Source organism: Rhodobacter sp. CZR27, from assembly GCF_002407205.1.
GTDB lineage: Bacteria > Pseudomonadota > Alphaproteobacteria > Rhodobacterales > Rhodobacteraceae > Cereibacter_A.
The window spans coordinates 673,388-697,216 of sequence record NZ_CP023548.1 but is presented as its reverse complement, the minus strand read 5'-3'; the positions used below and the strand labels follow the sequence as shown (position 1 = coordinate 697,216).

General features: G+C 69.5%; 24 protein-coding genes. 9 read left to right on the top strand and 15 right to left on the bottom strand.

Annotated features, from left to right (window positions below; all coding sequences use genetic code 11):
* Nucleotides 1–29 precede the first annotated feature (29 nt).
* The 6 genes from CK951_RS03570 to CK951_RS03545 form a co-directional block, all read right to left on the bottom strand.
* Nucleotides 30–2,117, bottom strand: a complete 2,088-nt coding sequence (locus tag CK951_RS03570; RefSeq protein ID WP_096784846.1) for a 3'-5' exonuclease — start codon at nucleotides 2,115–2,117, stop codon at nucleotides 30–32.
* Between the two features lie 3 nt (nucleotides 2,118–2,120).
* Nucleotides 2,121–2,510: a response regulator transcription factor gene (locus CK951_RS03565; protein WP_096784845.1), complete on the bottom strand. Its 390-nt coding sequence runs from the start codon at nucleotides 2,508–2,510 to the stop codon at nucleotides 2,121–2,123.
* A 167-nt stretch (nucleotides 2,511–2,677) separates the two neighbouring features.
* On the bottom strand, nucleotides 2,678–4,498 hold the full coding sequence (locus CK951_RS03560; protein WP_096784844.1) for a DUF294 nucleotidyltransferase-like domain-containing protein: 1,821 nt from the start codon (nucleotides 4,496–4,498) through the stop codon (nucleotides 2,678–2,680).
* Between the two features lie 119 nt (nucleotides 4,499–4,617).
* Nucleotides 4,618–5,271: an adenylate kinase gene (locus CK951_RS03555; RefSeq protein WP_096784843.1), complete on the bottom strand. Its 654-nt coding sequence runs from the start codon at nucleotides 5,269–5,271 to the stop codon at nucleotides 4,618–4,620.
* Nucleotides 5,272–5,530: 259 nt separating this feature from the next.
* Nucleotides 5,531–7,492: an acetate--CoA ligase gene (gene acs, locus CK951_RS03550; RefSeq protein WP_096784842.1), complete on the bottom strand. Its 1,962-nt coding sequence runs from the start codon at nucleotides 7,490–7,492 to the stop codon at nucleotides 5,531–5,533.
* Nucleotides 7,493–7,843: 351 nt separating this feature from the next.
* A complete protein-coding gene (locus tag CK951_RS03545; protein WP_198402394.1) occupies nucleotides 7,844–9,481 on the bottom strand; it encodes a SulP family inorganic anion transporter in 1,638 nt (545 codons plus the stop codon).
* A 74-nt stretch (nucleotides 9,482–9,555) separates the two neighbouring features.
* Here CK951_RS03545 and CK951_RS03540 point away from each other — a divergent pair, with 74 nt between their 5' ends.
* Both CK951_RS03540 and dacB read left to right on the top strand, forming a co-directional pair.
* On the top strand, nucleotides 9,556–10,056 hold the full coding sequence (locus CK951_RS03540; protein WP_096784841.1) for a HugZ family protein: 501 nt from the start codon (nucleotides 9,556–9,558) through the stop codon (nucleotides 10,054–10,056).
* A gap of 320 nt (nucleotides 10,057–10,376) precedes the next feature.
* Complete coding sequence (gene dacB / locus CK951_RS03535; RefSeq protein ID WP_096784840.1) at nucleotides 10,377–11,834, top strand: D-alanyl-D-alanine carboxypeptidase/D-alanyl-D-alanine-endopeptidase; 1,458 nt, start codon at nucleotides 10,377–10,379, stop codon at nucleotides 11,832–11,834.
* A gap of 24 nt (nucleotides 11,835–11,858) precedes the next feature.
* Here dacB and CK951_RS03530 read toward each other — a convergent pair whose 3' ends face one another.
* The gene (locus tag CK951_RS03530; protein WP_096784839.1) at nucleotides 11,859–12,290 is read right to left on the bottom strand and encodes a tellurite resistance TerB family protein; all 432 of its coding nucleotides are present in this window, start codon (nucleotides 12,288–12,290) and stop codon (nucleotides 11,859–11,861) included.
* 109 nt (nucleotides 12,291–12,399) lie between these two features.
* Between CK951_RS03530 and CK951_RS03525 the strand changes: the two genes are divergently transcribed.
* Nucleotides 12,400–13,980, top strand: a complete 1,581-nt coding sequence (locus tag CK951_RS03525; protein ID WP_096784838.1) for a lysine--tRNA ligase — start codon at nucleotides 12,400–12,402, stop codon at nucleotides 13,978–13,980.
* Nucleotides 13,981–14,133: 153 nt separating this feature from the next.
* Here the strand turns inward: CK951_RS03525 and betC are convergent, their stop codons facing one another.
* From betC to CK951_RS03510, 3 genes are all read right to left on the bottom strand, one after another.
* Nucleotides 14,134–15,639 carry a choline-sulfatase gene (gene betC / locus CK951_RS03520; RefSeq protein WP_096787148.1) on the bottom strand — a complete coding sequence of 502 codons (1,506 nt, stop codon included), beginning with the start codon at nucleotides 15,637–15,639 and terminating at the stop codon, nucleotides 14,134–14,136.
* A gap of 136 nt (nucleotides 15,640–15,775) precedes the next feature.
* Nucleotides 15,776–16,696 (bottom strand): alpha/beta hydrolase, encoded by a 921-nt coding sequence (locus CK951_RS03515; protein ID WP_096784837.1) that lies wholly within the window; start codon nucleotides 16,694–16,696, stop codon nucleotides 15,776–15,778.
* Nucleotides 16,697–16,813: 117 nt separating this feature from the next.
* Complete coding sequence (locus CK951_RS03510; RefSeq protein ID WP_002720759.1) at nucleotides 16,814–17,020, bottom strand: cold-shock protein; 207 nt, start codon at nucleotides 17,018–17,020, stop codon at nucleotides 16,814–16,816.
* Nucleotides 17,021–17,273: 253 nt separating this feature from the next.
* Here CK951_RS03510 and CK951_RS03505 point away from each other — a divergent pair, with 253 nt between their 5' ends.
* Nucleotides 17,274–17,564 (top strand): hypothetical protein, encoded by a 291-nt coding sequence (locus tag CK951_RS03505; RefSeq protein ID WP_096784836.1) that lies wholly within the window; start codon nucleotides 17,274–17,276, stop codon nucleotides 17,562–17,564.
* Nucleotides 17,565–17,567: 3 nt separating this feature from the next.
* Here CK951_RS03505 and CK951_RS03500 read toward each other — a convergent pair whose 3' ends face one another.
* The gene (locus tag CK951_RS03500; protein ID WP_096784835.1) at nucleotides 17,568–17,726 is read right to left on the bottom strand and encodes a DUF3309 family protein; all 159 of its coding nucleotides are present in this window, start codon (nucleotides 17,724–17,726) and stop codon (nucleotides 17,568–17,570) included.
* A gap of 149 nt (nucleotides 17,727–17,875) precedes the next feature.
* Here CK951_RS03500 and CK951_RS03495 point away from each other — a divergent pair, with 149 nt between their 5' ends.
* The gene (locus CK951_RS03495) at nucleotides 17,876–18,079 is read left to right on the top strand and encodes a DUF2892 domain-containing protein (RefSeq protein ID WP_096784834.1); all 204 of its coding nucleotides are present in this window, start codon (nucleotides 17,876–17,878) and stop codon (nucleotides 18,077–18,079) included.
* 8 nt (nucleotides 18,080–18,087) lie between these two features.
* On the opposite strand, the gene CK951_RS03490 is transcribed toward CK951_RS03495, so the two are convergent.
* Complete coding sequence (locus CK951_RS03490) at nucleotides 18,088–18,447, bottom strand: hypothetical protein (RefSeq protein WP_096784833.1); 360 nt, start codon at nucleotides 18,445–18,447, stop codon at nucleotides 18,088–18,090.
* Nucleotides 18,444–20,099 carry an energy-dependent translational throttle protein EttA gene (ettA, locus tag CK951_RS03485; RefSeq protein WP_096784832.1) on the bottom strand — a complete coding sequence of 552 codons (1,656 nt, stop codon included), beginning with the start codon at nucleotides 20,097–20,099 and terminating at the stop codon, nucleotides 18,444–18,446. The genes CK951_RS03490 and ettA overlap by 4 nt, the downstream gene beginning before the upstream one ends.
* 143 nt (nucleotides 20,100–20,242) lie before the next feature.
* Between ettA and CK951_RS03480 the strand changes: the two genes are divergently transcribed.
* A complete protein-coding gene (locus tag CK951_RS03480) occupies nucleotides 20,243–20,812 on the top strand; it encodes a nicotinate-nucleotide adenylyltransferase (RefSeq protein WP_232520719.1) in 570 nt (189 codons plus the stop codon).
* 2 nt (nucleotides 20,813–20,814) lie between these two features.
* On the opposite strand, the gene CK951_RS03475 is transcribed toward CK951_RS03480, so the two are convergent.
* Nucleotides 20,815–21,237, bottom strand: a complete 423-nt coding sequence (locus tag CK951_RS03475) for an OsmC family protein (protein ID WP_096784831.1) — start codon at nucleotides 21,235–21,237, stop codon at nucleotides 20,815–20,817.
* Nucleotides 21,238–21,414: 177 nt separating this feature from the next.
* Between CK951_RS03475 and CK951_RS03470 the strand changes: the two genes are divergently transcribed.
* From CK951_RS03470 to CK951_RS03460, 3 genes are all read left to right on the top strand, one after another.
* Nucleotides 21,415–21,891 (top strand): NUDIX hydrolase, encoded by a 477-nt coding sequence (locus CK951_RS03470; protein WP_232520673.1) that lies wholly within the window; start codon nucleotides 21,415–21,417, stop codon nucleotides 21,889–21,891.
* A complete protein-coding gene (locus CK951_RS03465; protein ID WP_096784830.1) occupies nucleotides 21,888–22,382 on the top strand; it encodes a GreA/GreB family elongation factor in 495 nt (164 codons plus the stop codon). The genes CK951_RS03470 and CK951_RS03465 overlap by 4 nt, the downstream gene beginning before the upstream one ends.
* Nucleotides 22,383–22,557: 175 nt before the next feature.
* Entirely contained in the window at nucleotides 22,558–22,761 is a 204-nt protein-coding gene (locus CK951_RS03460; RefSeq protein ID WP_096784829.1) for a hypothetical protein, read from the top strand.
* 28 nt (nucleotides 22,762–22,789) lie between these two features.
* Here the strand turns inward: CK951_RS03460 and argF are convergent, their stop codons facing one another.
* The gene (gene argF / locus CK951_RS03455; RefSeq protein WP_096784828.1) at nucleotides 22,790–23,716 is read right to left on the bottom strand and encodes an ornithine carbamoyltransferase; all 927 of its coding nucleotides are present in this window, start codon (nucleotides 23,714–23,716) and stop codon (nucleotides 22,790–22,792) included.
* Nucleotides 23,717–23,829 lie beyond the last annotated feature (113 nt).

The following is a 23,829-nucleotide window of genomic DNA, read 5'->3' as shown; positions in this document are numbered from 1 at the left end:
AAGCCCGCCCGAAGGACGCGGGGGCGCGCTCAGGCCTCGGTCAGGTGGCTCTCGTTCAGATCGGTGAGCAGCCGGCCGTGCCGCCGCACCTCGGACAGCACCGAGCCGAAGGTCTCGAAGCCGCGGCCCTGCAGCATCGGCAGAAGCTTCAGGAAAGCCTCGGCCGTCGCCACGGTGTCGCCGATGGCGGTGTGGCGGGCCTCCTCGGGGATGGTGATGCCAAGGCGGTGGGTCAGCGCGTCGAGGCTGTGCACCTCGGCCTGCCCGAACAGAACCGCCGACAGCAGCACGGTGTCGAGAATGGGATTGTCGAACCGGCGGCTCATGTAGGGTTCGGCCCGGCGCAGGAATTCCATGTCGAAGGGCGCGTTGTGCGCCACCAGCACGGCGCCTTCGGCGAACTTGTGGAAGGCGCGGCCGACCTCGACGATGTCGGGCGCATCGGCCACCATCGCGTCAGTGATGCCATGCACCTCGGTCGAGGTGGGCGGGATCGGCCGGCGCGGGTTGACCAGCGTGTCGAAGACCTCGCCCTCGACGCGGCGACCGTTGACGATGCGGACGGCGGCGATCTGCACGATCTCGTCCTGCGAGGGCATGAGGCCGGTGGTCTCGGTGTCGAACACCACATAGGTCAGGCTCTCGAGCCGCGTGTCGGCGACCTTCTCGTTCCGGGCCTTCGACAGCAGGTCGAAGTCATAGACCACCGCGCGCGGAATGGCCGGCGGACGCGGACCCGTGCGGCGGGCGGCGCGCAACGGCAGGCAGACCGCGCGTTCGCCGGCCCCCGCGCTTTCGGGCCAGATCTCGGTCATGTGGGTGGACAGCACGGTGCGGCCGGTCACCTCGGGCACGCCGGGTTCCAGCGGCTCGGCCAGCCAGTCCTCGAGCAGGCCCACGGGAAGCGGCGCCCCCTGCCAGTGCAGGCGAAGCATGGCCTCGGTGCCGTCCTCGGTCAGCGTCACCCGGAAACGGTCGGCCGAGCGGCGCGCGGCCACGCGCGCGGCAACGGTGGCCACTAGGCCGATCACCTCGAAACCGTTGCAGCGCAGCAGAAGCGGCGCGTCGCCGACCTCTGCCGAAAGGCCCGCCTGCTCCAGCCGCGCGCGCAACCCGTCCAGCAGGTCCGAGGCGCGGGTGATGGCCAGCGGCCAGCCGTCGTGCCGGTTCTCCTCGTGCTTCCGCCCCAGGTCGTTGACCGCCAGCGCCAGCCCCGCCACCTCCTCGCGCAGCGCACGCTCGACATTCGGCGGCGGACAGGTCCCGGCGGGCAACACCTCGAACAGGGTCTGAAGGTTGGCGGCCGGACGGCGCAGGCGGTCGAACACCTCGGCCAGAAGCGCCTCGCGCCGGGCATAGGAGGCGAGCGCCGAAGTCACGTCGCGCAGGGTCAGCACGTAGCCGGGCTTGGTCGTCTCGCCCGCGATCAGCCGCATCCGCGCCGCCAGCACCCGCGCCCCCACCACGGTGGTGCACAGGATGTCCGAGGCCGCATCCGGGTCGCCCGCCTCGGTCAGCCGCTGATGCGCGTGGCGGATCGGGCCTTCGCGCAGGTAGTCGAACAGGTTGCGGTCCAGCCCCGGCGCGCCCACCGCATGCATCAGGTCGGTCGCGGGGCCGTTGTAGAACACCAGCTGGTGATCGCCCGAACAGAGCAGCACGCCCACCGGCACGTCCGACAGCAGCGCCTCGAGCCGGGCCTTCTCGGCCGAAAGCCGCGAGGTCTCGCGCGCGACCGACTCGGCCAGCGCGTTGCGCGTCTCGGCCAGCGTCAGCGCGGTGGCCGAGGCGGCGGGCGCAAGATCGCCCAGATAGCGGGCCGTCGGTTCCTCGATGGCGCCGTCCACGCCCGCATGGGCGCGGGCGCGCAGCTTTCCGGCCAGCCGGATGATCGGCAGCGCCACGTTTGCATCGAAGAGATACCAGACCCAGGTCACCAGCCCCAGGATGACGAAGCCCGACACTAGGCCGACCTGCTGGAAGGCCGGCAGCAGGGCGGGTTCGCTGATGCGCCGGTAGGCGAAGGCAAGGCCCACGGCGACGGCCACATTGGCGCCCACCGCAAGCACCGCGAAGAACAGAAGGATCCTGACGCGCAGGCCGAGGCGTTGCAGCATGGCTCACTCCCCCTCGCCCAGCAGCCGCCGCACCTCGGCGCGCAGGGCCTTCAGCTCGAAGGGTTTCGAGATGAACCCGTCCGCGCCGAGCGCGAGGCCCTTCTTGCGCTCGATGGCCGAGCCGCGCGCCGTCATCATGAGGATCTTCACATCCGCGAGCGTCGGGTCCAGCCGCACGCCCTGGCAGATCTCGTAGCCCGAGACCTCGGGCAGCATCACGTCCAGCAGCACGAGGTCGGGATGGGTGTCGCGGATGCGGCCAAGCGCCTCCGCGCCGTTCGAGATCCGGTCATGCTCGTAGCCCTCGCGCGTGATCAGGTAATCCAGCGCGATGGCAATGTTGTCCTCGTCCTCCACCACGAGTATCCGGCGTTTGCCTGCTCCGTCCGCCATGTCACCCCTCCCTGCAATCCGCCTTCAGCGGATCGTCCTCGTCACGCCTTCGGCCGATGGTCCGGCCGATGGCCGTCACTCGCATGTCAGGCCCCGGCCCGCGCCTCCCCGCGCCCGACCGGAACCGGCTTCGGCAGCGGAGGCGCCGGACGGCGCCGCCGCCCGTGTCAGGTGCGCGCCCCGCGGGCCGATCCCAGCGCCGACTGCATGGTGCGCACGACGACGAAGGCATCGCGCAGGTGGCTGCGCTCGAAATCCGACAGGTCCGACGGCGCGAGGAAGTTGTCGGGCGCCCGGCCCGACCGGATCAGCCGCGCCTGGTTCTCCAGCCGCATCTGCGCGATCATGTCATAGGCCTCGATCAGGTCCCGTGCGCCCGAGACCGAGATCACCCCGGAATGTTCCGCGGCCTGCAGCCGCGCCCGCGTGTTGCAGGGATGCAGCTCGCCGATCAGCGCATAGACCCGTCCGAGGTCGATCACCGGCACGACGCCGTTCATCTTGAGGTCGATGTGGTTCTTGTGCTCGCCCGACCGGATCGTGGCGAAGCCGCGGATCAGCCCCAGCGGCGGGACGTGCTTCAGCGCGTTCGACACCATGTGCGCCACGAACATCGAGCTTCGTGCCGCAAGACCCAGCGTGTCCTTCTGCAGGCTGTGGAACAGCTCTTCGTCGCCGCCGATCGGGCGCAGGTCGAACATGACCGAGGCCAGCATCTGCGCCGTCGGATCCGGCGTGTCGATCCAGGTCAGGAAATACCGCCGCCACTCGCGCAGCGGCTGGCGCCACATCGGGTTGGTCGCCATCATGTCGCCGGGGCAATAGGCATAGCCGCAGGCCTGCAGCCCTTCCGAGACGAACTTCGCCAGCGCCGCGAAATAGGTCTCGTCCGCCGGCAGCGCGCTGTCGGACAGGATCAGGCAGTTGTCCTGGTCCGAGACGCCGGTCTGCTCCTGCCGTCCCTGGCTGCCGCAGGCGCACCAGACGTAGGGCACCGGCGGCGGGCCCAGCCGGTCCTCGGCCAGCGCCAGCAGGCGCCGCGTCACCGTGTCGGAGATGTCGGTGATCAGGCGGGTGACCACCTCGTGCGAATTGTGCCCCGCCACCAGCTGCACCAGAAGCTTCGGGATGCGCGCGGTGACGGCCTGCAGTTCCGCCACGGAATCGGCCGTGGCCGCGTCGCGCACCAGCTGCGCCGACGAGACCGCCTGGAACCGGGTCAGGTCGGTCTGGGTGATCATGCCGACCAGATGCCCGTCCTCGACCACCGGCAGGTGGCCGATCCGGCGCTCGAGCATGATGTGCAGGATGTCCGATCCCAGCGCGTCGGGTGATAGCGCCACCGGGTCGGCCGTCATCACCTCGATCACCGGCGTCGAGAGGTCGAGGCCCACCGCCACCACCTTGTTGGTCATGTCCCGCGTGGTGACGATGCCAAGGAAGGCCTGCCCGTCCACCACGCCCAGCGAGGAAACACCGGCGTCGCGCATCTTCATCGCCGCGGTGCGGATCGTGTCGCCGGGCAGGCAGGTCACGGGGCGGCGCGCCATCAGGTCCGCGACCTTCTGGGTCATCAGGTCCGAGGCCCGGTAGCCCTGCGTGCGGCGCCGGGTAAAGAAACGCTCGAAGGCCGGCGAGGTCGAGAACAGCCGGCGGAACTCGTCCGCCGGCAGCATCAGCAGCACGCCGTCGGTGGTCGCCCGGGCGGTGGTCGCGGCGCGGCCATCGCGCATCAGCCCGCGCTCGCCGAAGGAGTTGCGCGGGCCGAGGACCGAGATCACGTCGCCCGTGGGTTCCAGGATCTCAACGCCGCCGCGCTTGACGAGGTAGAGGCCCACCAGCCGCTCGCCATGACGATAGACCGTCTCGCCGGCGGTGATCTCCCTGCGGCTGAAGCAGCCGGCGACGCGCGCCATCTCGTCCTGCGGCAGGCTGTCGTAGGGATGCACCGTTTCCAGGAAACTCACGATCGTGTCGACATCTTCCATCAGGCTGCTCGATGCTTCACCGGTTGGACGGGCCCCGGCCGGAGCGCGCCGTTGTCACTGCCTTGGCGCCGTGCACACCCACGGCATCCGCGCCCCCTCCCCGGGGGACGCGGCAGGGTTCAGTCCGAGACGTTTCTGACGATGGTTTCGAGGGTCTCGGCGATCTGGTCGATGTTGCGCATGGCGTCGATGCGGTGCAGGACGCCCTGGGCGTCGTAATGGGCGATCAGCGGCGCGGTCTGGGCGTGGTAGGCCGCCAGCCGCGCGCCCACCGTCTCGGCGTTGTCGTCCGGGCGGCGCTTGAACTCGGTGCCGTTGCAGCGGTCGCAGGTGCCCTCCGCCGCGGGGCGCTTGAAGCGGTCGTGGTAGCCCTCGCCGCAAGCGGCGCAGGTGAAGCGGCCCGAGACGCGCTCGACCATCGCCGCGTCGTCGACCTCGAGGCTGATCGCCGCCGTCACCCGCTGCCCCGCCCCCGCCAGCAGCGCGTCAAGCGCCGCCGCCTGCCCCGCGGTGCGCGGGAAGCCGTCGAGGATGATGCCCGCCGCCACGTCGGGCGCGGCCATCCGGTCGGCGAGGACGCGCAGCACGATCTCGTCCGAGACGAGGCCGCCCGCCTCCATCACCGCCTTCGCCGCCAGCCCCGCGGGCGTGCCCGCCGCCACCGCCGCGCGCAGCAGGTCGCCGGTGGACAGCTGGACGAGGCCGAAGCGCTCCTCCAGCATCCGCGCCTGCGTGCCCTTGCCCGCACCCGGAGGCCCGAGCAGGATCAGCACCGCCGGACGGGCGGCCGCCTCCGTGCCACCCTCCGCCGCCGCGGCGGGCCGGGCGGCGCCGGGGCCGCCCTCTGCCGTTCCGAGAGGTCGGGCGGCGCCGGGGCCGCCCTCCGGCGTTCCGAGAGGTCGGGCGGCTCCAGAGCCGCCCTCTGCCGTTCCGAGAGGTCGGGCGGCTCCAGAGCCGCCCTCTGCCGTTCCGAGAGGCCGGGCGGCTCCAGAGCCGCCCTCCGGCGCCCCTGCGGTTCCCTCCGCCATCGCCTCAGCCCCGGTTCTTGCGGTTGGCGATCAGGTCGTCCACCACCGACGGATCGGCGAGCGTCGTGGTGTCGCCCAAGCTGCCGAAGTCGTTCTCGGCGATCTTGCGCAGGATCCGGCGCATGATCTTGCCCGAGCGGGTCTTCGGCAGCCCCGGCGCCCACTGGATGATGTCGGGCGAGGCGATCGGGCCGATCTCGGTCCGGACCCATTTCACCAGGTCCTTGCGCAACTCCTCGGAGGGCTCCACCCCGTTCATCAGCGTGACATAGGCATAGATGCCCTGGCCCTTGATGTCGTGCGGATAGCCCACCACCGCGGCCTCGGCGACCTGGGCATGGGCCACGAGGGCCGATTCCACCTCGGCCGTGCCCATCCGGTGGCCCGAGACGTTGATCACGTCATCGACCCGGCCGGTCACCCAGTAATAGCCGTCGGCATCGCGGCGGCAGCCGTCGCCGGTGAAGTAATAGCCCTTGTATTGCGAGAAATAAGCCTCCTCGAAGCGCTCGTGGTCGCCCCAGAGCGTGCGCATCTGCCCCGGCCAGCTGTCGGCGATGCAGAGCACGCCCTCGGTCGCCATCTCGGTCAGCTCGTGCCCGTCGGTCGGGTCCAGAACCACCGGCTTCACCCCGAAGAAGGGCTTGGAGGCCGCGCCCGGCTTCACCGGAATGGCGCCCGGCAAGGGCGTGATCATGTGGCCGCCGGTCTCGGTCTGCCAGAAGGTGTCGACGATCGGGCAGCGGCCCTTGCCGACATGGGTGTTGTACCAGCTCCAGGCCTCGGGGTTGATCGGCTCGCCGACCGAGCCCAGCAGCTTCAGCGACGACAGGTCGTACTTGTCCACCCACTCCGGCCCGAGCCCCATCAGCGAGCGGATCGCCGTCGGCGCGGTGTAGAACTGGTTGACCCTGTGCTTCTCGCAGACCGCCCAGAAGCGGCCCGCATCCGGGTAGGTCGGCACGCCCTCGAACATCACCGTGGTGCCGCCGTTGGCGAGCGGGCCGTAGACGATGTAGCTGTGCCCCGTCACCCAGCCCACGTCCGCGGTGCACCAGAACACGTCGCCGTCGTGGTAGTCGAAGGTCAGCTGGTGCGTCATCGCCGCGTAGGTGAGATAACCGCCCGAGGTGTGGACCACGCCCTTCGGCTTGCCGGTGGAGCCCGAGGTGTAGAGGATGAAGAGCGGATCCTCGGCGTTCACTTCCTCGATCGGGCAGTCGGGCGAGGCCTGGGCCATCATCGCCTTCACGTCGACGTCGCGGCCTTCGGTCCAGTGGGTCTGGTCGCCGGTGTGCTTCACCACGAGGCAGCGCACCCGGTCCGAGCAGTGCAGCAGCGCCGCGTCGGTGTTCGACTTCAAGGGCGTGCGCCGCCCGCCGCGCGGTGCGGTGTCGGCGGTGATCACCACCTTGGCCTGGCAGTCGTTGATCCGGTTCGCCAGCGCATCCGGCGAGAAGCCCGCGAAGACGACCGAATGGATCGCGCCGATCCGCGCGCAGGCGAGCATGGCATAGGCGGCCTCGGGGATCATGGGCAGGTACATCACCACCCGGTCGCCCTTGCGCACGCCCTGGCTGACCAGCACGTTCGCCATCCGGCAGACCTGGTCGTGGAGTTCCTGGTAGCTGATGTGCTGGGCGGGCTGGTTCGGATCGTCCGGCTCCCAGATGATCGCGGTCTGGCTGGCGCGGGTCGCGAGGTGGCGGTCGATGCAGTTCCAGGCCACGTTCAGCGTGCCGTCGTGGAACCACTTGATCGAGACCTCGCCGGGCTTGAAGCTCGTCTCCTTCACCTTCGTGTAGGGCCTGATCCAGTCCAGCCGCTTGCCCTGTTCCCCCCAGAACGCCTCCGGGTCCGAAACGGATGCCGCATACATCCGCTCGTATCCCGACGCGTCCACATGGGCCTGCGCGATGAAGTCCGAAGAAGCCGTGTAAACGGCCTGCGCCTGAGCGTGATCCATGAAAGCTCCTCCTACACGCGGGCCGAAACCGCCCGCCACACGGCCGCGGTCGCGGCCCCCTCTCCAATAGACAGAGTGTAACGCATCGGTCAATTTTCGCGTAACTCTTTTCCTGTCGCGATTTTTTTTGTAACGTTCTTTACTGGTGAGGCCGACGTTCTGTAAATTGGCGGAACGGCCGCGGGTTTTGCGCCTTTTTTTCAAGGCCCTGCCGGCAGCCCTCGGCCGCGCGGCTGACGGGTCCCGGCGGACCGCGCGTCAACGGACCATCGGCGGCCTGTGCGGAACGTGGGACGGTAGCGGCTGAATGCCGCCCCGTCCCGCGCGCGGGATGCTGCCGATTCGACCGGTTCAGGTTGCGCCGAGAACTTCGTCCACCCCCGCCACGTCGGGCAGGTAGCGCACATGCGGCTCGCGCAGGCCCTGGGCCAGCAGCACGCGGCGCACCTCGACATTGGCCCCCGTGATGAAAAGCTGACCGCCGCGGCGCGCCATCTTGTGCGCCAGCAGCTCGAACGAGCGCGCGCCCGAGCTGTCGATGAACGGCACCTCGGCAAAGTCAAGAACGAAGGCCCGCGGCCGTTCGGCGAAGCGGTCGAGAGCCGAGCCGAGCATGGCGGCCGCGCCGAAGAAATAGGGGCCGCGCAATCGGTAGATCACCCGGTCCGCCGTCACCGCGCCGCCCGCCTCGGGCACCGGCGCGGGCTCGGCGGTCGCGGTCTCGGACATGCGGCGAATGAAGACGAGGCCGCCGAGCGCGAAGCCCACCACGATCCCTTCTGTCAGGTCGCGGAACACGACGAGCAGGAAGGTGGCGAGCACCACCATCGCATCGCCGCGCGAGGTGCGCAGGAGGTTCCAGAATTCCTCCTTCTCGAACATGTTCCAGGCCACGACGGCCAGCACCCCCGCCAGCGCCGCCAGGGGGATGTAGGCCGCGAGCGGTGCCGCCACCAGCATGAAGCCCAGTATGAACAGCGCGTGCAGCATCCCCGAGACCGGCCCGCGCGACCCCGCCCGGACGTTGGTCGCGGTGCGCGCGATGGTGCCGGTGACGCAGAAGCCGCCGAACAGCGCCGAGCCGACGTTCGCCCAGCCCTGCGCGATCAGCTCGGCGTTGGGACGGTGCTGGGTGCCGGCCATGCCGTCCGCCACCACCGCCGACAGCAGCGATTCGATGGCGCCGAGCAGCGTGAAGCTGACAGCCCACGGCAGGGCCGCCAGCACCGCCTCGGGGGTGAGAGAGGGCAGCGCCGGCATCGGCAGCATGTGCGGCAACGCGCCGAACCGGGTGCCGATGGTGGCCACGGGCAGGTCCAGGACCTCGACCGCGACGGCGGCCGCCACCACCGCGATCAGCAGGCTCGGCAGCCTCGGCGCGAGATGCTTCATCACCTCGATCAGGGCCACGGTGCCGGCCGCGACCGCGACAACCGCGGGGGTCACGCTGTCGCGCGCGTTCCAGAGCATCTCGAGCTTGGCCAGGATCTCCGAGGGTTCGGGGCCGGCAAGCGTCAGGCCAAGCAGCTCCTTCAGCTGGCTCGCGAAGATGATGACCGCGATCCCGGCGGTGAAGCCCACGGTCACCGGATAGGGGATGAAGCGGATGTAGCTGCCGAACTTCAGCGTGCCGACCGCGATCAGCAGGAAGCCGGACAGGAAGGTGGCAAGGATCAGCCCCTCGATCCCGATCTGCATCACGCAGGCCGAGACCAGCACGATGAAGGCGCCCGCCGGCCCGCCGATCTGGAAGCGGCTGCCGCCAAGCGCCGAAACGAGGAAGCCGCCGACGATGGCGGTATAGAGCCCGCGCTCGGGCCCCACGCCCGAGGCGATGGCGATGGCCGTCGAAAGCGGCAGCGCGACGATGGCGACGGTCAGCCCGGCCAGCGCATCGGCGCGCAGGTCGCGCAGGCGGTAGCCCTCGCGCAGGACGGTGACGATCTTCGGCAGGAAATGATCCCAGAAGGTGAGGGTTGTCTCGCGCATGACATGCCTGTACCGCTTGTATGCGCCGAGCGGACGCTTGCTCCGCCCCACTTGTCAACCCTCCCGTCCGGACGATGCCCGACCCTGCCGATCCCCTTCTTGCGGCCGATGACGACGCCCGCATCCTGGCCCGCGCCCTGCTTGCGAAGGCGCGCCATGCCTCGCTGGCCGTCACGGATGCCGAGACCGGAACGCCCGGCATCAGCCTGATCGCCTTCGGTCTCGATCCCGAAGGGATGCCGCTCACCCTCGTCTCGGGCCTCGCGCCGCACATGGCGGCGCTGCGCAGCCATCCGGCCGCCGCGGTGATGGTCGGAAGCCCCGGCGCGAAGGGCGACCCGTTGACGCACCCCCGGCTGATGATCCGCGTGACGGCCGAATTCGTGGCGCGGGGCACGCCCGAACATGCCGCCCTGCGCGAGCATTGGCTGGCACTGCAGCCCAAGGCGAAGCTCTACGTCGATTTCGCGGATTTCGCCTTTGCCCGGCTGGTGCCCGTGTCGGCGATCCTGAACGGCGGCTTCGGTCGCGCCTGGCGGCTGACCCCCGAGGATCTGCGGCAGGAGCGGGAATGAGAAGGGGCGGCCCCTGCCGCCCCCTCCCCCGCTTCCCCGCCGGTCACCGGCCCAACAGCGCCGGAGGGTCGCGGTGCGGCCTGCCCGGTTCGGGCCGGGGAGCGGCTGGCGCGTGACGCCGGAGAACCGCCCCGCATCCGCCTCGCCCTTGCCCGCCGGCGGCCGCAGCCGTCCGCATGACTGCCACACTGCCACGCAAGGATTGACGAAGGGCTGGCAGGGCGCACGCTGCGGCACCGCCATCCGCAACACCTCCTCCGGCAACAGGCTTGTCAGCGCCACGCCCGGCTCGCTACCATCGCGCGCATGAGGATGACCGCATGACCTTCACCCGGCGCTGGCTGCTCGGCGCGCTTCTGGCGGGCGTCGCCACGCCGGCGCTGGCCGAGGCGCCGACGCGCTCGCCACGCCCGCTGCGCCGGGGCGGGGCTGCCGCACCGCCCGACGCGTCGGACCTTGTCGCCCGCGCGGCACTGGGTGGCGCCGTGGCCTATGTTGCCGTCGATGCCGCCACCGGCGAGGTGATCGAGGCGTCGAACGCGGCGCTCCGGCTGCCGCCGGCCAGCACCGCCAAGGCGATCACGGCGCTTTACGCGCTGGATCGGCTGGGCCCGGACTTCCGCTTCACCACCCGGCTGCTGGCCACCGGCCCGATCGAGAACGGGATCATCCAGGGCGATCTGGTGCTGGCCGGCTCGGGCGATCCGACGCTGTCCACCGACGCGCTGGGCGACATGGCGGCGAAGCTGAAGGCGGCCGGCGTCCGCGGCGTCACCGGGCGCTACGTGGCCGAGGCCGGCGCCCTGCCCGCCATTTCGGCCATCGACCCCGAGCAGCCCGCCCATGTCGGCTACAACCCCGCGCTCTCGGGGCTGAACCTGAACTTCAACCGCGTGCATTTCGAATGGAAGCGCGCGCCGAAGGGCTATGCCGTCACGATGGACGCCCGCGCCGAACGCTTCGTGCCGCCCGTGGCCATGGCCCGGATGGAGGTCGTGACGCGCGACCTGCCGGTCTATACCTACATGGGCGGACAGGGCTCGGACAGCTGGACGGTGGCCAGCAGCGCACTTGGCAAGGCCGGAAGCCGCTGGCTTCCGGTGCGCCACCCCGAGACCTACACCGCCGAGGTGTTCCAGACCCTCGCCCGGGCGCAGGGGATCGACCTGCCGGCGGCGCAGGTCGTGCGCGTCCGCCCCGAAGGCCGCACGCTCGTCGAATGGCAGAGCGAGCCGCTGCGCGAGATCCTGCGCGACATGCTGAAATACTCGACCAACATCACCGCCGAGGCGGTGGGGCTGGCCGCCTCGGGCGAGGCGTCGCTGGCGCAGTCGGCGCGCGCCATGAGCCTATGGGCGAACGGGAGCTTCGGCATCTCGGCCGAGTTCCGCGACCATTCCGGCCTCGGCGGCCGCTCGCGCGTTTCGGCCGCCGACATGGCCAGCGCGCTGGCACAGGCCGAGCGGCGGGGACTCGGGCTGCGGCCGATCCTCAAGACGCTGGAGATCGGCGGGGCCAAGGGTCGGCGGAAGCCGGGGCAGCCGGTGACGGTGGCAGCGAAGACCGGGACGCTGAACTTCGTCTCGGGCCTTGTCGGCATCGCCTCGCCGTCGGGGGGCCGCGACCTGGTCTTCGCGATCTACTGCGCCGACCGGACCCGCCGCGACGCCCTGACGACGGACGACCGCGAGCGCCCGCAGGGAATGCCGGAATGGACGGCGCGGGCGCGGGGACTGCAGCGCAGCCTGATCGAACGCTGGGCCGCCCTGCCCGCCTGACGGGCCGGGACGCCCCGCGCCGGGTCAGATCAGCATGTGGCGGGCGCGCGCCCCACGCTCGATCGCCGCGGCGTGAAGCCGGTCGATGTCCAGCTCGTTGCGGATCTCTTCCAGCATGCGCAGCTCGGGCTGGCCGAGCGTCCCGTCCGCCGCCGCCACGTCGCAGGCCAGCGCATAGGCAGTTTCATACAACCGGTCGTCGAGCGCGGCGCGGATCAGGCCGAAGAGCGCGTCCAGCCCCTCGTCCTCCTCGAACAGGTCAAAGACCGTCTCGGCGATGGGGCGGATGCGGTCGGCGTCGTAGGTCGAGAAGATCGGCAGGTGGCCCACGATCCGCTCGATGGCGATCAGTTCGGCCGTGCGCACATTCGCATCCGAGAAGGAGACGGCGATCATGATCGCCACGAGGGCATCCTGGGGGTTGAGCGAGGGCGGGGTGTGCGGCACGGCGGGCATTCCTGAAAGCGTGGTCGCGGCGCAGATTATTGACGCGGCCGGACCCCGGCAATAGGAGACGGGGGTTCGGGCGGCACGGGGCTGCCCGTCTGCCCGAGGATCTCCGCCCATGTCCGCCCTCAGCGATGCCGCGATGACGTCCAAAGCCTGGCCCTTCGAAGAGGCCCGCCGGATTCTCGCCCGCTACAAGGGCAAGGCGCCGGAGAAGGGCTATGTGCTGTTCGAGACCGGCTACGGCCCCTCGGGCCTGCCGCATATCGGCACCTTCGGCGAAGTGGCGCGGACGACGATGATCCGCCGCGCGTTCGAGGCGATCTCGGACATCCCCACGCGGCTGATCTGTTTCTCGGACGACATGGACGGGATGCGCAAGGTGCCCGACAACGTGCCGAACGGCGCGATGCTGCGCGAGAACCTGCAGCGGCCGCTGACCTCGGTCCCCGACCCGTTCGGCGAATACGAAAGCTTCGGCCACCACAACAACGCGATGCTGCGCCGCTTCCTCGACACCTTCGGGTTCGAATACGAATTCATCTCGGCCACCGACTTCTACAAGTCGGGCCAGTTCGACGCGACGCTGCTCCGCGCCTGCGAACGCTACGACGCGCTGATGGAGATCATGATGGCGAGCCTCCGCGAGGAGCGGCAGCAGACCTATTCGATCTTCCTGCCGATCTCGCCCATTTCGGGGCGTGTGCTCTACGTGCCGCTGAAGGAGGTCAACGCCAAGGACGGCACCATCACCTTCGACGACGAGGACGGCACCGAGACCACCCTGCCCGTCACCGGGGGCAACGTGAAGCTGCAGTGGAAGCCCGACTTCGGCGCCCGCTGGGCCGCGCTCGACGTGGACTTCGAGATGTATGGCAAGGACCACTCGACCAACACGCCGATCTATGACGGGATCTGCGAGGTGCTGGGCGGCCGGAAGCCCGAGCATTTCACCTATGAGCTGTTCCTCGACGACAAGGGCGAGAAGATCTCGAAGTCGAAGGGCAACGGGCTGACGATCGACGAGTGGCTGAGCTACGCCTCGACGGAAAGCCTGAGCTACTTCATGTTCCTCAAGCCGAAGACCGCCAAGCGGATGCATTTCGACGTGATCCCGAAGGCGGTGGACGAGTATCACCAGCAGCTCCGGGCCTACCCGACGCAGGACGTGGCGAAGCAGATCGACAACCCGGTCTGGCACATCCACCAGGGCAACCCGCCGGAATCGAAGATGGTGGTGAGCTTCGCGATGCTCCTGAACCTCGCCTCGGTCGCGCAGGCGCAGGACAGGGACGGGCTCTGGGGCTTCATCAGGCGCTATGCGCCCGAGGCGAGCCCCGAGACGCACCCCGACCTGGATGCCGCGGCGGGCTTCGCGGTGCGCTACTTCCACGATTTCGTGGCGCCGAAGCGGGTCTATCGCCTGCCGACCGAGCAGGAGCGCGCGGCAATCGCCGACCTGCGCGACCGGCTGGCCGCCTGGGACGGCGGTCTGGATGCCGAGGCGCTGCAGTCGCTGGTCTTCGCCGTGGGTCGCGAACACGGGTTCGAACCACTGCGCGACTGGTTCAAGGCGCTCTACGAGGTGCTGCTTGGCGCCTCGGAAGGCCCGCGCTTCGGCGGGTTCATCGCGCTCTATGGCGTGAACGAAACGATTGCCCTGATCGACCGGGGTCTGTCGGGCGCCCTCGCCGCCTGACGGCACCCGCTGCCTCGCCCCGCGGGGAAGGTGCCGCCTGCGGGGGCGTCGAACCCCCGCAGGCGGCGCTGCCGCGGACAGTCCCGTCGGACGGTCCCGGCCCAGGGCGGGCGCCGCGGGAGATCCAGCGCAGCGCGCCCCGCCCCGGAACGGTCACTCGCCGCGGGGGAAGCGCTTGCTCTCCTCCAGCACGTTCAGGTCCATGTGGTTGCGCATGTAGCGCTCGGACGCCTTCTGCAGCGGCTGGTAGTCCCACGGGTAGTAGCCGCCCTGCCGCAGCGAGTCGTAGACCACCCAGCGGCGGGCCTGGCTTTCGCGCACCGCGGCATCGAAGGCAGCGAGGTCCCAGCGCGCCTCGGAGGCCGCGCGAAGCCGCCCGAGCACCTCGGCGTGGGCGGGATCGGGGGCAAGGTTGTGGCGCTCCGCGGGATCGGTTTCGAGGTCGAAGAGTTGCTCGGGATCGGCCTTGCAGCGGACGTATTTCCAGCGTCCGTCGCGGATGGCGACCAGCGGCGTGATCGAGCCCTCGGCGGCATACTCCATCAGGACGGGCGAGGTCCTGCCCTCGCCTTGCGCGAGCGGCACCAGGCTTTCGCCGTCCGTCCAGGGCGCCACCTCGCCCATGTCGATGCCCGCCAGCGCGCAGAGCGTCGGCGTCACGTCGATGGTCGAGACCGGCGTCGCGATCCGGCCCGGAGGCAGGCCGGGCGCCGCGATCATCAGCGGCACCCGCGCCGAGCCCTCGAAGAAGTTCATCTTGAACCAGAGGCCGCGCTCGCCCAGCATCTCGCCGTGGTCCGAGACGAAGACCACGATGGCCTCCTGCCGGGTCGCGTCCAGCACCGAAAGGATCTCGCCGATCTTGTCATCCACATAGGAAATGTTGGCGAAATAGCCGCGCCGCGAGCGGCGGATCTGCTCGTCGGTGAGGTCGAAGGCGCGGAAGTCGCAGGCGTCCATCAGGCGGCGGCTGTGCGGGTCCTGCGCCTCGTAAGGGATCGGCTCGGGCGGGGCGAGCATCGGGTGGTCCTCGTAGAGATCCCAATACTTCCGCCGCGCCGCGAAGGGATCGTGGGGATGGGTGAAGCTGACCGTCATGCACCAGGGCCGGTCGTCGCCGCCGCGCGACAGGTCGTAGAGCTTCTGGATCGCGTGATGCGCCACGTCGTCGTCGTATTCGAGCTGGTTGGTGATCTCGGCCACGCCCGCGCCGGTGACCGAGCCGAGGTTGTGATACCACCAGTCGATCCGCTCGCCGGGCTTGCGGTAGTCCGGCGTCCAGCCGAAATCGGCCGGGTAGATGTCGGTCGTCAGCCGCTCCTCGAACCCGTGCAGCTGGTCGGGACCGACGAAGTGCATCTTCCCGGACAGGCAGGTCTGCCAGCCCGCGCGCCGCAGGTGATGGGCGAAGGTCGGGATGTCCGAGGCGAACTCGGCCGCGTTGTCGTAGACCCGCGTGCGCGAGGGCAGCTGGCCCGACATGAACGAGGCCCGCGCCGGCGCGCAGAGCGGGCTGGCCGTGTAGGCATTGGCAAAGCGGGTCGAGCGCTCGGCAAGGCGCTTCAGGTTCGGGGCGTGGAGCCAATCGGCCGGCCCGTCGGGGAACAGCGTCCCGTTGAGCTGGTCGACCATAAGAATCAGGATGTTGGGCTTCGTCATGGCGGCCTTCGTGCAGGGTGTGCCGCAGCCATGCCCCGGCCGCGCGAAGCCGTCTGTCCCGCAGGCGACCTGTTCGGGCCGCACTTGCCACGGACCCGTCGTTTGTGGCGAGCCTCCGGCCTTCGGCCCGCGCGGATCAGAACTGCCCGCGGGACATGCCGGTGACGGCTGCCGTGATGCGGGCGAAGCTCTGCGCCGCGCGGGTGATGCGGTGGCGGCCGCGCAGGAAGCCGTGGACGAGGCCGGGCTCCTCGATCCAGCGCGCCCGGCCGGCCGCGGCGCGGATCGCGTCGCGATAGGCACGGCCATCGTCGGACAGGGGATCGCATTGCGCCGTCACCACCAGGGTGGGCGGCAGGCCGCGGAAATCGGTGTCCCGCAGCGCGTCCGAGGTCGGATCGGCGCCAGGCTCCCGCCCGCCGTGGCGGATCGCGGCCATGGACAGCACGTCCTGTCGCGAGAGCATGGGCGCCGTCGCATGGGTCAGATAGCTGCCGCGATCGCGGTTCCCACCGAGCGCGGGGCAGATCAGCACCTGCCCCGACAGGGCGACCCGCCCGCGCAGCGCATGGGCGACCGAGGCGGCGAGGCTGCCGCCTGCGTCGTGGCCCACCAGCACCAGCGGCCCGGGAAAGGCCAGTGCAACCGCCTTGGTGGCGGCAAGCGCGTCCTGGAACGCCGCGGGGTGCACATGCTCCGGTGCCAGGCGATAGCCGACGGAGATCACGCGCAATCCGGTCGTGGCAGCGATCTCGGCGCAGAGGTCGTCCTCGCTGTCGAGATCGCCGAGCACGAAGCCGCCGCTGTGCAGGAAGACCACGCTTCCGGGCGCCGAACCCGTGGCATGGAGCCGGCAGGGCACGCCGCCGAAGCTCCGATCCTCGGGGGCCGGGGCGCCGGGCGGCGCGGCGCGGAACGCGCGGCACATCTGGTGATGAAGGGCGCGCTGCATGTCGAGGGCGAGCCGCGCGCTGTCGGGCGGGAAGTGGCGGGCGCTGGCGCGGATGAACTCCCACGTCTCGTCGTCGATGAGATCGAGGTAGTCCGCTTCATCCATGACAGCGCCTCCGGCCGGTGCGGCGCCACTCTGCGTCCGAAGCGGAGGGGCCGCAACACCGGCGAAAGGCAAAGGGCGGGCCAGACGGCCCGCCCTTTCAGACCCGAGGCGAAGACCTCAGGCGATCGAGATGTTCGTGGCCGATTCGCGGCCGTCGCGGCCCGATTCGATGTCGAACGTGACGGCCTGACCGTCGTTCAGCGCGCGAATGCCGGCACGCTCGAGCGCGGTGATGTGGACGAACACGTCCTTCTTGCCACCTTCAGGGGCGATGAAACCATAGCCCTTGGTGGCGTTGAACCATTTCACGGTGCCTTTGGCCATCGTGATGTCTCCTGTCGAAAGTCCCGCCCGCGGAAGTGCGGCGGCTCGGCTCAGTCAGGGCAAGATCGAAGGACTGTTGCCGGCGAGGGAGACAGTGGTCGATAAAGATAACGTCGCGCGGGGAGTATGCCCGATGCTCCGCATGAATCAACAAGATTCAGGGCGCGTGGGGCGGATTGCCGCCGGTGCGCCGCATTGGCAGCCGCCGCGGCAGCGGCTAACTTCGGCGCGATGGACATTCTGGAGGCTGAACATGACCTGGGGAACCCTGATGAGCCGCGCCCACGGGATGTGCGAGTTCTGCGGCGGCATGGACGACTGCCTGCCCGTCGAGGTCGAGGGCGTGGGCGAGGTGCTGCTCTGCGCGATCTGCGAAGGCGACCCGCCGGCCGAGCACTGGCGCTGCCTGGAACAGGCCGCCACCTCGGAACATCCCGAGGTGCAGGTCGCGGTCTGGCGCAAGCTGGGAGAGATCGGCGAGCCCTGGGCCGCCGAGGTGCGCAGCCGGATGCGCCTCGCCCCGGAGGTCGAGGCGCTGCTCTGAGCGTCAGATCCGGCCCAACAGGACCAGGATCAGCACGACGATCAACACCACCCCGATCGCGCCCGAGGGGCCATAGCCCCAGCTGCGTGAATATCCCCAGTTCGGCAGCGCGCCGATGAGGATCAGGATGAGGATGATCAGCAGGATGGTCGAGAGTGTCATGGGACGTTCCTCGCGCGCCTGAAAGGACTTCAAGCGAGGAACGTCCCGGCCGCGGCGCGGTTCCCCGGGGCCATGCATTCCGAATATTGAATTCGAAGCGGGGCGGTGTTACCTCGGGCGCAGGAACTTCCGCAACCGGAGTGGCAAAGATGACCCTCGACCGCATGGTGATGACGTTTGCCGGCTGCATGGTGCTCTTGAGCGTGCTGCTGACCGCCTTCGTCTCGCCCTATTTCGTCTGGTTCACCGTCTTCATCGGGCTGAACCTGATCCAGTCGTCCTTCACCGGCTTCTGCCCGGCAGCGATCCTGTTCCGCAAGATGGGGGTGAAGGCGGGCTGCGCCTTCGACTGAGCCGCGGCTCAGGGCAGGCGGCGCGGCTGGATCAGCTTCAGCCGGTCGCCCATCTCGATGTTGACCCCGCGCATCGCGTCGAGCGACTCCTGCGTCCGGCGCGACTGCTCGGCAAAAGGGTCGGTCCGCCGCCCGAGGTCGCTGATCGCGCCCTCGGGCTGCTGCGTTTCATCCTGCGGCAGCACCTTCTTCGCGCGGTGGCGTTGCAGCGCCTCCGCCTGCTCGCGGTGCCTGCACATCAGGTAGTCGAGGGTCAGGTCCTCGTCGGTGCGCAGCGGCCGATCCTTGGCCTTTTCGCAGGCCGCCTGCGCCGCCGCCGGAAGCGCCAGCACAAGGCCCGCGGCCAGGAACAGCCGCCGTGCCGTCATCGAGTGAACTTCTTGTATTTCACGCGGTGCGGCTCCACCGAATCGGGGCCGAGGCGACGGATCTTGTCCTCCTCGTAAGCCTCGAAGTTGCCTTCGAACCATTCCACATGGGCATCCCCCTCGAAGGCGAGGATATGGGTGCAGAGCCGGTCGAGGAAGAAACGATCGTGTGAGATGATGATCGCCGAACCGGCGAAATCGTCGATCGCCGCTTCCAGCGCCTGCAGCGTCTCCACGTCGAGGTCGTTGGTCGGTTCGTCCAGCAGCAGCACGTTGCCGTTCGAGCGCAGGAGCTTGGCCATGTGCACGCGGTTGCGCTCACCGCCCGAGAGCAGCCCCACCTTCTTCTGCTGGTCGGTGCCCTTGAAGTTGAACGCCCCGCAATAGGCGCGGCTGTTCATCTCGAAATCGCCGAGGTGGATGATCTCCAGCCCGTCCGAGATCTCCTCCCACACCGTCTTGTTCGGGTCGAGCGCGTCGCGGCTCTGGTCGACATAGGACAGCTGCACCGTATCGCCGATGGTGATGGTGCCGGAATCCGGCGGCTCCTGCCCGGTCAGCATCCGGAAGAGGGTGGACTTGCCGGCGCCGTTCGGCCCGATCACGCCCACCACGCCGCCCGGCGGGATCGAGAACGACAGGTTCTCGATCAGCAGCTTGTCGCCCATGTGCTTGGTCAGGTTCTCGACCTCGATCACCTTGCCGCCCAGACGCTCGCCGTTCGGAATGATGATCTGCGCGGTCGAGACGCGCTCGCGCACCGACTGGCCGGCCAGTTCGTTGTATTTCTGGATCCGGGCCTTCTGCTTCGCCTGCCGCGCCTTGGCGCCCGAGCGGATCCATTCCAGTTCGCGCTGCAGGACCTTCTGCTTGGCCTTGTCCTCGCGCGCTTCCTGCACCATCCGCTTGGCCTTCTGCTCCAGCCACGAGGAATAGTTGCCCTCGTAGGGGATGCCGCGGCCGCGGTCGAGTTCCAGGATCCAGCCGGTGATGTCGTCCAGGAAGTAGCGGTCGTGGGTCACGATCAGGATCGTGCCCTTGTAGTCGATCAGGTGCTGCTGCAGCCAGGCGATCGATTCCGCGTCGAGGTGGTTCGTGGGTTCGTCCAGAAGCAGCATGTCGGGCGCTTCCAGCAGCAGCTTGCACAGCGCCACCCGGCGCCGCTCGCCGCCCGAGAGCGTTTCCACATCCGCGTCATCGGGCGGGCAGCGCAGCGCCTCCATCGCGATGTCGACCTGGCTGTCGAGATCCCACAGGTTCTGCGAGTCGATCAGGTCCTGAAGCTGGGCCATCTCGTCCGCGGTCTCGTCCGAGTAGTTCATGGCCAGCTCGTTGTAGCGGTCGAGGATCGCCCGCTTGGCCGCCACGCCCTCCATCACGTTGCCGCGCACGTTCAACGCCGGATCAAGCTGCGGTTCCTGCGCAAGGTAGCCGACGCGGGCGCCCTTGGCGGCCCAGGCCTCGCCTTTGAAATCGGTGTCCATTCCCGCCATGATCCGCAGCAGCGTGGACTTGCCCGAGCCGTTGACGCCGACGACGCCGATCTTGACGCCGGGCAGGAAGTTGAGGTGGACGTTCTCGAAGCACTTCTTGCCGCCCGGATAGGTCTTCGAGACGCCCTCCATGTGGTAGACGTATTGGTACGAGGCCATGCGAAACTCTCCATGAGGCGGTTTGGCGGCCCTTTTACCGATTGCGCTGGACAAGGGCAACGCGAGGATGGTTTCAGGGCGCGGTCTTGGGAGTGCGGAATGCGGAGGATCCTGTGCAGGGCTGGCCGGTGGCGCATGCGGGAATGGCGGTCGGCCTTCTCGGCGGGTCTTTCGACCCGGCCCATGCCGGCCATGTCCACATCACGCGCGAGGCGCTGAAGCGGTTCGGCCTCGACCGGGTCTGGTGGCTGGTCTCGCCCGGCAACCCGCTGAAGCCGCGGCCCCCCGCGCCGCTGGCCCTCCGCATGGCCGAGGCGCGCCGTCTGATGCGGCACCCGCGGGTCGAGGTGACCGATCTCGAGGCGCGTCTTGGCACGCGCTTCACGGCCGAGACGCTGGCGGCTCTCCGGGCGCGCTATCCGGGCGTGCGCTTCGTCTGGCTGATGGGCGCGGACAACCTCGTGCAGTTCCATCGGTGGGAGCGCCGGCGCGCGATCATGGCCAGCGTGCCGGTGGGCGTGCTGGCGCGCCCCGGCGCCGGGCTGGCCGGCCGGACCAGCCCGGCGGCCCGGGCGCTCGCGGGAGCGTTGCTGCCCGCGGCGCAGGCCCGCCGCCTGCCCCTTGCCCCGCCGCCGGCCTGGTGCTTCGTCAACCTCCCGATGGTGGACGTGTCCTCCACCGAGATCCGCCGCAGCGGCGTGTGGCGCGGCTGAGATCAGCCGAGCCGGGCGTTCATCGTGATCTCGGCGGTCAGCAGCTTCGAGACCGGGCAGTTCGCCTTGGCCGACTCGGCCGCCTTCAGGAATGCATCCTCGTCCGCGCCGGGGATCTCGGCTCTCACGTCGAGATGCACCGCGGTGATGGCGAACCCGTCGCCCTGCCGGTCGAGCGAGACGGTGGCCGTGGTCTCGATCCGGTCAGCGGTCATGCCGTGCTCGCCCAGCACGTTCGACAGCGCCATCGAGAAGCAGCCCGCATGGGCCGCGCCGATCAGTTCCTCGGGATTGGTGCCCGCGCCGTCCTCGAAGCGGGTGTTGAAGCCGTATTGCGCATCCGACAGCACGCCCGACTGCGTGCTGACCGTGCCGCGGCCGGTCTTGAGATCGCCCGTCCACACTGCCGAACCCTTGCGTTTCATCGCTTCCTCCGCTTGTCGGGGGCGCGCCCGATCCGGCGCCCCTTTCGGAACGGCGCCGGCCCTGCGGCGGTTCCGCAACCGGTGGAGCTTCGGCTTGCGAGCGGGCCTGCCCGGCGCCGCATCCCGCGGCAGCGCCGGCTGCGGGGGCTCGATGCCCCCGCAGGCGGCACCCCCGGCATGGACTTTTTCCGCGCGGCCTGCGACGCTCTGACCATGAAGACCCCGCGCCTTGCCGCCCGCGCCCTCATCCTCCAGGAGAACCGGCTGCTCCTCGTGAACGCCTGGCCGGAGGGTCTGTCCGACCTCTGGTGCGCCCCGGGGGGCGGGGTCGAGGCGGGCACGTCGCTGCCCGAGAACCTCGCTCGAGAGGTCGAGGAGGAAACCGGCCTCGTCGTCAGCGTCGGCGACCCCTGTCTCGTGAACGAGTTCCACGACCCGGACACCGGGTTTCACCAGGTCGACATCTACTTCCGCTGCGCCATCGCCTCGGGGATCCTCTCGAGCGACTGGCGCGACCCGGCCGGCATCGTCACCGAGCGGCGCTTCTTCGACCGCGCCGAGCTTTCCGCCATCCGCTACAAGCCCGACAGCCTGCCCGCCGTGGCCTGGGGCAATGGCATCCTCTACGATCCTCTGGAGCCGATCCTGCGATGAGCCGCGCCTTCGTCAAGGAGGATGGGCCCGACAACGAGCCGCTCCCCGACCTGCCGATCAGCCCTCACCCGAACCTCGTCACGCCGCGGGGGCTGGCCGACCTGCGGCGCCGGCTGGCCGAGGCGCAGGCGACGCTGCAAGCCCTTCGGGCGCGCGAGGATCGCCTCGACCGCCTGCCCGAGGCCGCGGCCGAGCGCGACATCCGCTACCTCGAGGCCCGCATCGCGAGCGCGATCCCCGTCGATCCGGCCGCCGCGCCGGCGGACGAGGTGGCCTTCGGCCATCGCGTGACAGTCGAGGACGAGGCAGGCATCGAGACGACCTGGCAGATCACCGGCGAGGATGAAGCCTCGGCCGCCGACCACCGCATCGCGCCCCACTCGCCGCTGGGGCGGGCGCTGATCGGCGCGCGGGCGGGCGACGAGGTGGTCTGGACCCGCCCGGCAGGACAGGTCACGCTTCTCGTCAAGAGAATCGCCTGCCCCGACTGATCGGCGGAATTTCCCACTCTGCAAAAATCTTCGGCAACAGGATCTGCCGCTGCACGTTGTCCGCCGAAATCCCGTTTCATGCCCTCGCGACGCACTGCGCGGTTTAGGTTGGTTCAGGCTCACACGGTATCAGCGGTGCTCAGGGAGGACCTCGCCACCGTCGAAGAGGTCGACAATGATCGAACTTGCCTTCCTGGCGTGCCTGAGCGCCATGCCCGATGCCTGCGAAGAACGCAGCCTCTACTACTCCGACCTGACCCCCATGTCCTGCCTCATGGGGGCTCAGCCCGAACTCGCGAAATGGGTCGTCGAGCATCCCAGATACCGGGTCGCCCGCTGGAGCTGCCGCCTGAAGGACCCCAGCGAGCAGGACGCCTGACCGGCCCCGGCCAACCGTCCCGCAGGGCTTACAGGCCGAGGCACCAGCGCATCACGGCCTTCTGTGCGTGCAGCCGGTTCTCGGCCTCGTCGAACACGACCGAATGCGGGCCGTCCATGACGGCGCTCGTCACCTCGTCGTCGCGGTGCGCCGGCAGGCAGTGCATGAACAGCGCGTCGGGCTTCGCCCGCGCCATCAGCGCCTCGTTCACCTGATAGGGCCTGAGCTGGTTGTGCCGCCGCTCGCGCGCGGATTGCGGATCGTGCATCGAGACCCAGGTGTCGGTCACCACCAGGTCCGCCCCCTCCACGGCGCGGGCGGGATCGCGCTCGATGGTCACGCGGCGGCCCTTCTCGCGGGCATAGCCCATGAACTCGGCCTCGGGCTCCAGCGTGGGCGGGCCGGTGAAGGTGAAGTCGAAGCCGAACTGTCCCGCCGCATGGATCAGCGAGGCGCAGACGTTGTTGCCGTCGCCGGCCCAGACCACCTTGCGGCCCGCGATGGCACCGCGATGCTCCTCGTAGGTCATCACGTCGGCCATGATCTGGCAGGGATGGGTGCGGTTCGTCAGCCCGTTGATGACCGGCACCGTCGCATGCTCGGCCATCTCCAGAAGCGTCGCCTCCTCGAAGGTGCGGATCATGATCAGGTCCACGTAGCGCGACAGCACGCGGGCGGTGTCGGCGATGGTCTCGCCATGGCCGAGCTGCATCTCCTTGCCCGAGAGCACCATGGTCTGCCCGCCCATCTGCCTCACGCCCACGTCGAACGAGACGCGGGTGCGGGTCGAGGGCTTTTCGAAGATCAGCGCGACCATGCGGCCGGCGAGCGGCTGGTCATCGTCCAGTTCGCCCTTCGGACGGCCGTTGCGCGCAGCCTTCATGGCATGCGCGTTGTCGATCATCTGCCGCAGTTCGGCGGCGTCCGTCTTGTGGATATCGAGGAAATGATTCACTGGTTCGGCCCTTGCTGCCGGTCGGGGGCATCTGCGCCCCGGGCGCACCCTGGCGCCGTCACGACCGGATGATGTTCACCTGAAGGAAGCGGCGGTGGCGGCTCCTCGTCGGC

Excerpts from the sequence above, each read along its gene's own strand:
- CK951_RS03530 (WP_096784839.1), bottom strand. The coding sequence starts at position 12,290 with ATGCCCGCCGTGCCGCACACCCCGCCCTCGCTCAACCCCCAGGATGCC.
- CK951_RS03505 (WP_096784836.1), top strand. The coding sequence starts at position 17,274 with ATGACCTGGGGAACCCTGATGAGCCGCGCCCACGGGATGTGCGAGTTC.
- CK951_RS03560 (WP_096784844.1), bottom strand. The coding sequence starts at position 4,498 with ATGGAAGATGTCGACACGATCGTGAGTTTCCTGGAAACGGTGCATCCC.
- CK951_RS03495 (WP_096784834.1), top strand. The coding sequence starts at position 17,876 with ATGACCCTCGACCGCATGGTGATGACGTTTGCCGGCTGCATGGTGCTC.
- CK951_RS03540 (WP_096784841.1), top strand. The coding sequence starts at position 9,556 with ATGCCCGACCCTGCCGATCCCCTTCTTGCGGCCGATGACGACGCCCGC.
- CK951_RS03465 (WP_096784830.1), top strand. The coding sequence starts at position 21,888 with ATGAGCCGCGCCTTCGTCAAGGAGGATGGGCCCGACAACGAGCCGCTC.
- CK951_RS03545 (WP_198402394.1), bottom strand. The coding sequence starts at position 9,481 with ATGCGCGAGACAACCCTCACCTTCTGGGATCATTTCCTGCCGAAGATC.
- CK951_RS03525 (WP_096784838.1), top strand. The coding sequence starts at position 12,400 with ATGTCCGCCCTCAGCGATGCCGCGATGACGTCCAAAGCCTGGCCCTTC.
- dacB (WP_096784840.1), top strand. The coding sequence starts at position 10,377 with ATGACCTTCACCCGGCGCTGGCTGCTCGGCGCGCTTCTGGCGGGCGTC.
- acs (WP_096784842.1), bottom strand. The coding sequence starts at position 7,492 with ATGGATCACGCTCAGGCGCAGGCCGTTTACACGGCTTCTTCGGACTTC.
- CK951_RS03515 (WP_096784837.1), bottom strand. The coding sequence starts at position 16,696 with ATGGATGAAGCGGACTACCTCGATCTCATCGACGACGAGACGTGGGAG.
- CK951_RS03490 (WP_096784833.1), bottom strand. The coding sequence starts at position 18,447 with ATGACGGCACGGCGGCTGTTCCTGGCCGCGGGCCTTGTGCTGGCGCTT.
- CK951_RS03570 (WP_096784846.1), bottom strand. The coding sequence starts at position 2,117 with ATGCTGCAACGCCTCGGCCTGCGCGTCAGGATCCTTCTGTTCTTCGCG.
- CK951_RS03500 (WP_096784835.1), bottom strand. The coding sequence starts at position 17,726 with ATGACACTCTCGACCATCCTGCTGATCATCCTCATCCTGATCCTCATC.
- betC (WP_096787148.1), bottom strand. The coding sequence starts at position 15,639 with ATGACGAAGCCCAACATCCTGATTCTTATGGTCGACCAGCTCAACGGG.
- CK951_RS03480 (WP_232520719.1), top strand. The coding sequence starts at position 20,243 with ATGGCGGTCGGCCTTCTCGGCGGGTCTTTCGACCCGGCCCATGCCGGC.
- ettA (WP_096784832.1), bottom strand. The coding sequence starts at position 20,099 with ATGGCCTCGTACCAATACGTCTACCACATGGAGGGCGTCTCGAAGACC.
- CK951_RS03565 (WP_096784845.1), bottom strand. The coding sequence starts at position 2,510 with ATGGCGGACGGAGCAGGCAAACGCCGGATACTCGTGGTGGAGGACGAG.
- CK951_RS03460 (WP_096784829.1), top strand. The coding sequence starts at position 22,558 with ATGATCGAACTTGCCTTCCTGGCGTGCCTGAGCGCCATGCCCGATGCC.
- CK951_RS03475 (WP_096784831.1), bottom strand. The coding sequence starts at position 21,237 with ATGAAACGCAAGGGTTCGGCAGTGTGGACGGGCGATCTCAAGACCGGC.
- CK951_RS03510 (WP_002720759.1), bottom strand. The coding sequence starts at position 17,020 with ATGGCCAAAGGCACCGTGAAATGGTTCAACGCCACCAAGGGCTATGGT.
- CK951_RS03470 (WP_232520673.1), top strand. The coding sequence starts at position 21,415 with ATGGACTTTTTCCGCGCGGCCTGCGACGCTCTGACCATGAAGACCCCG.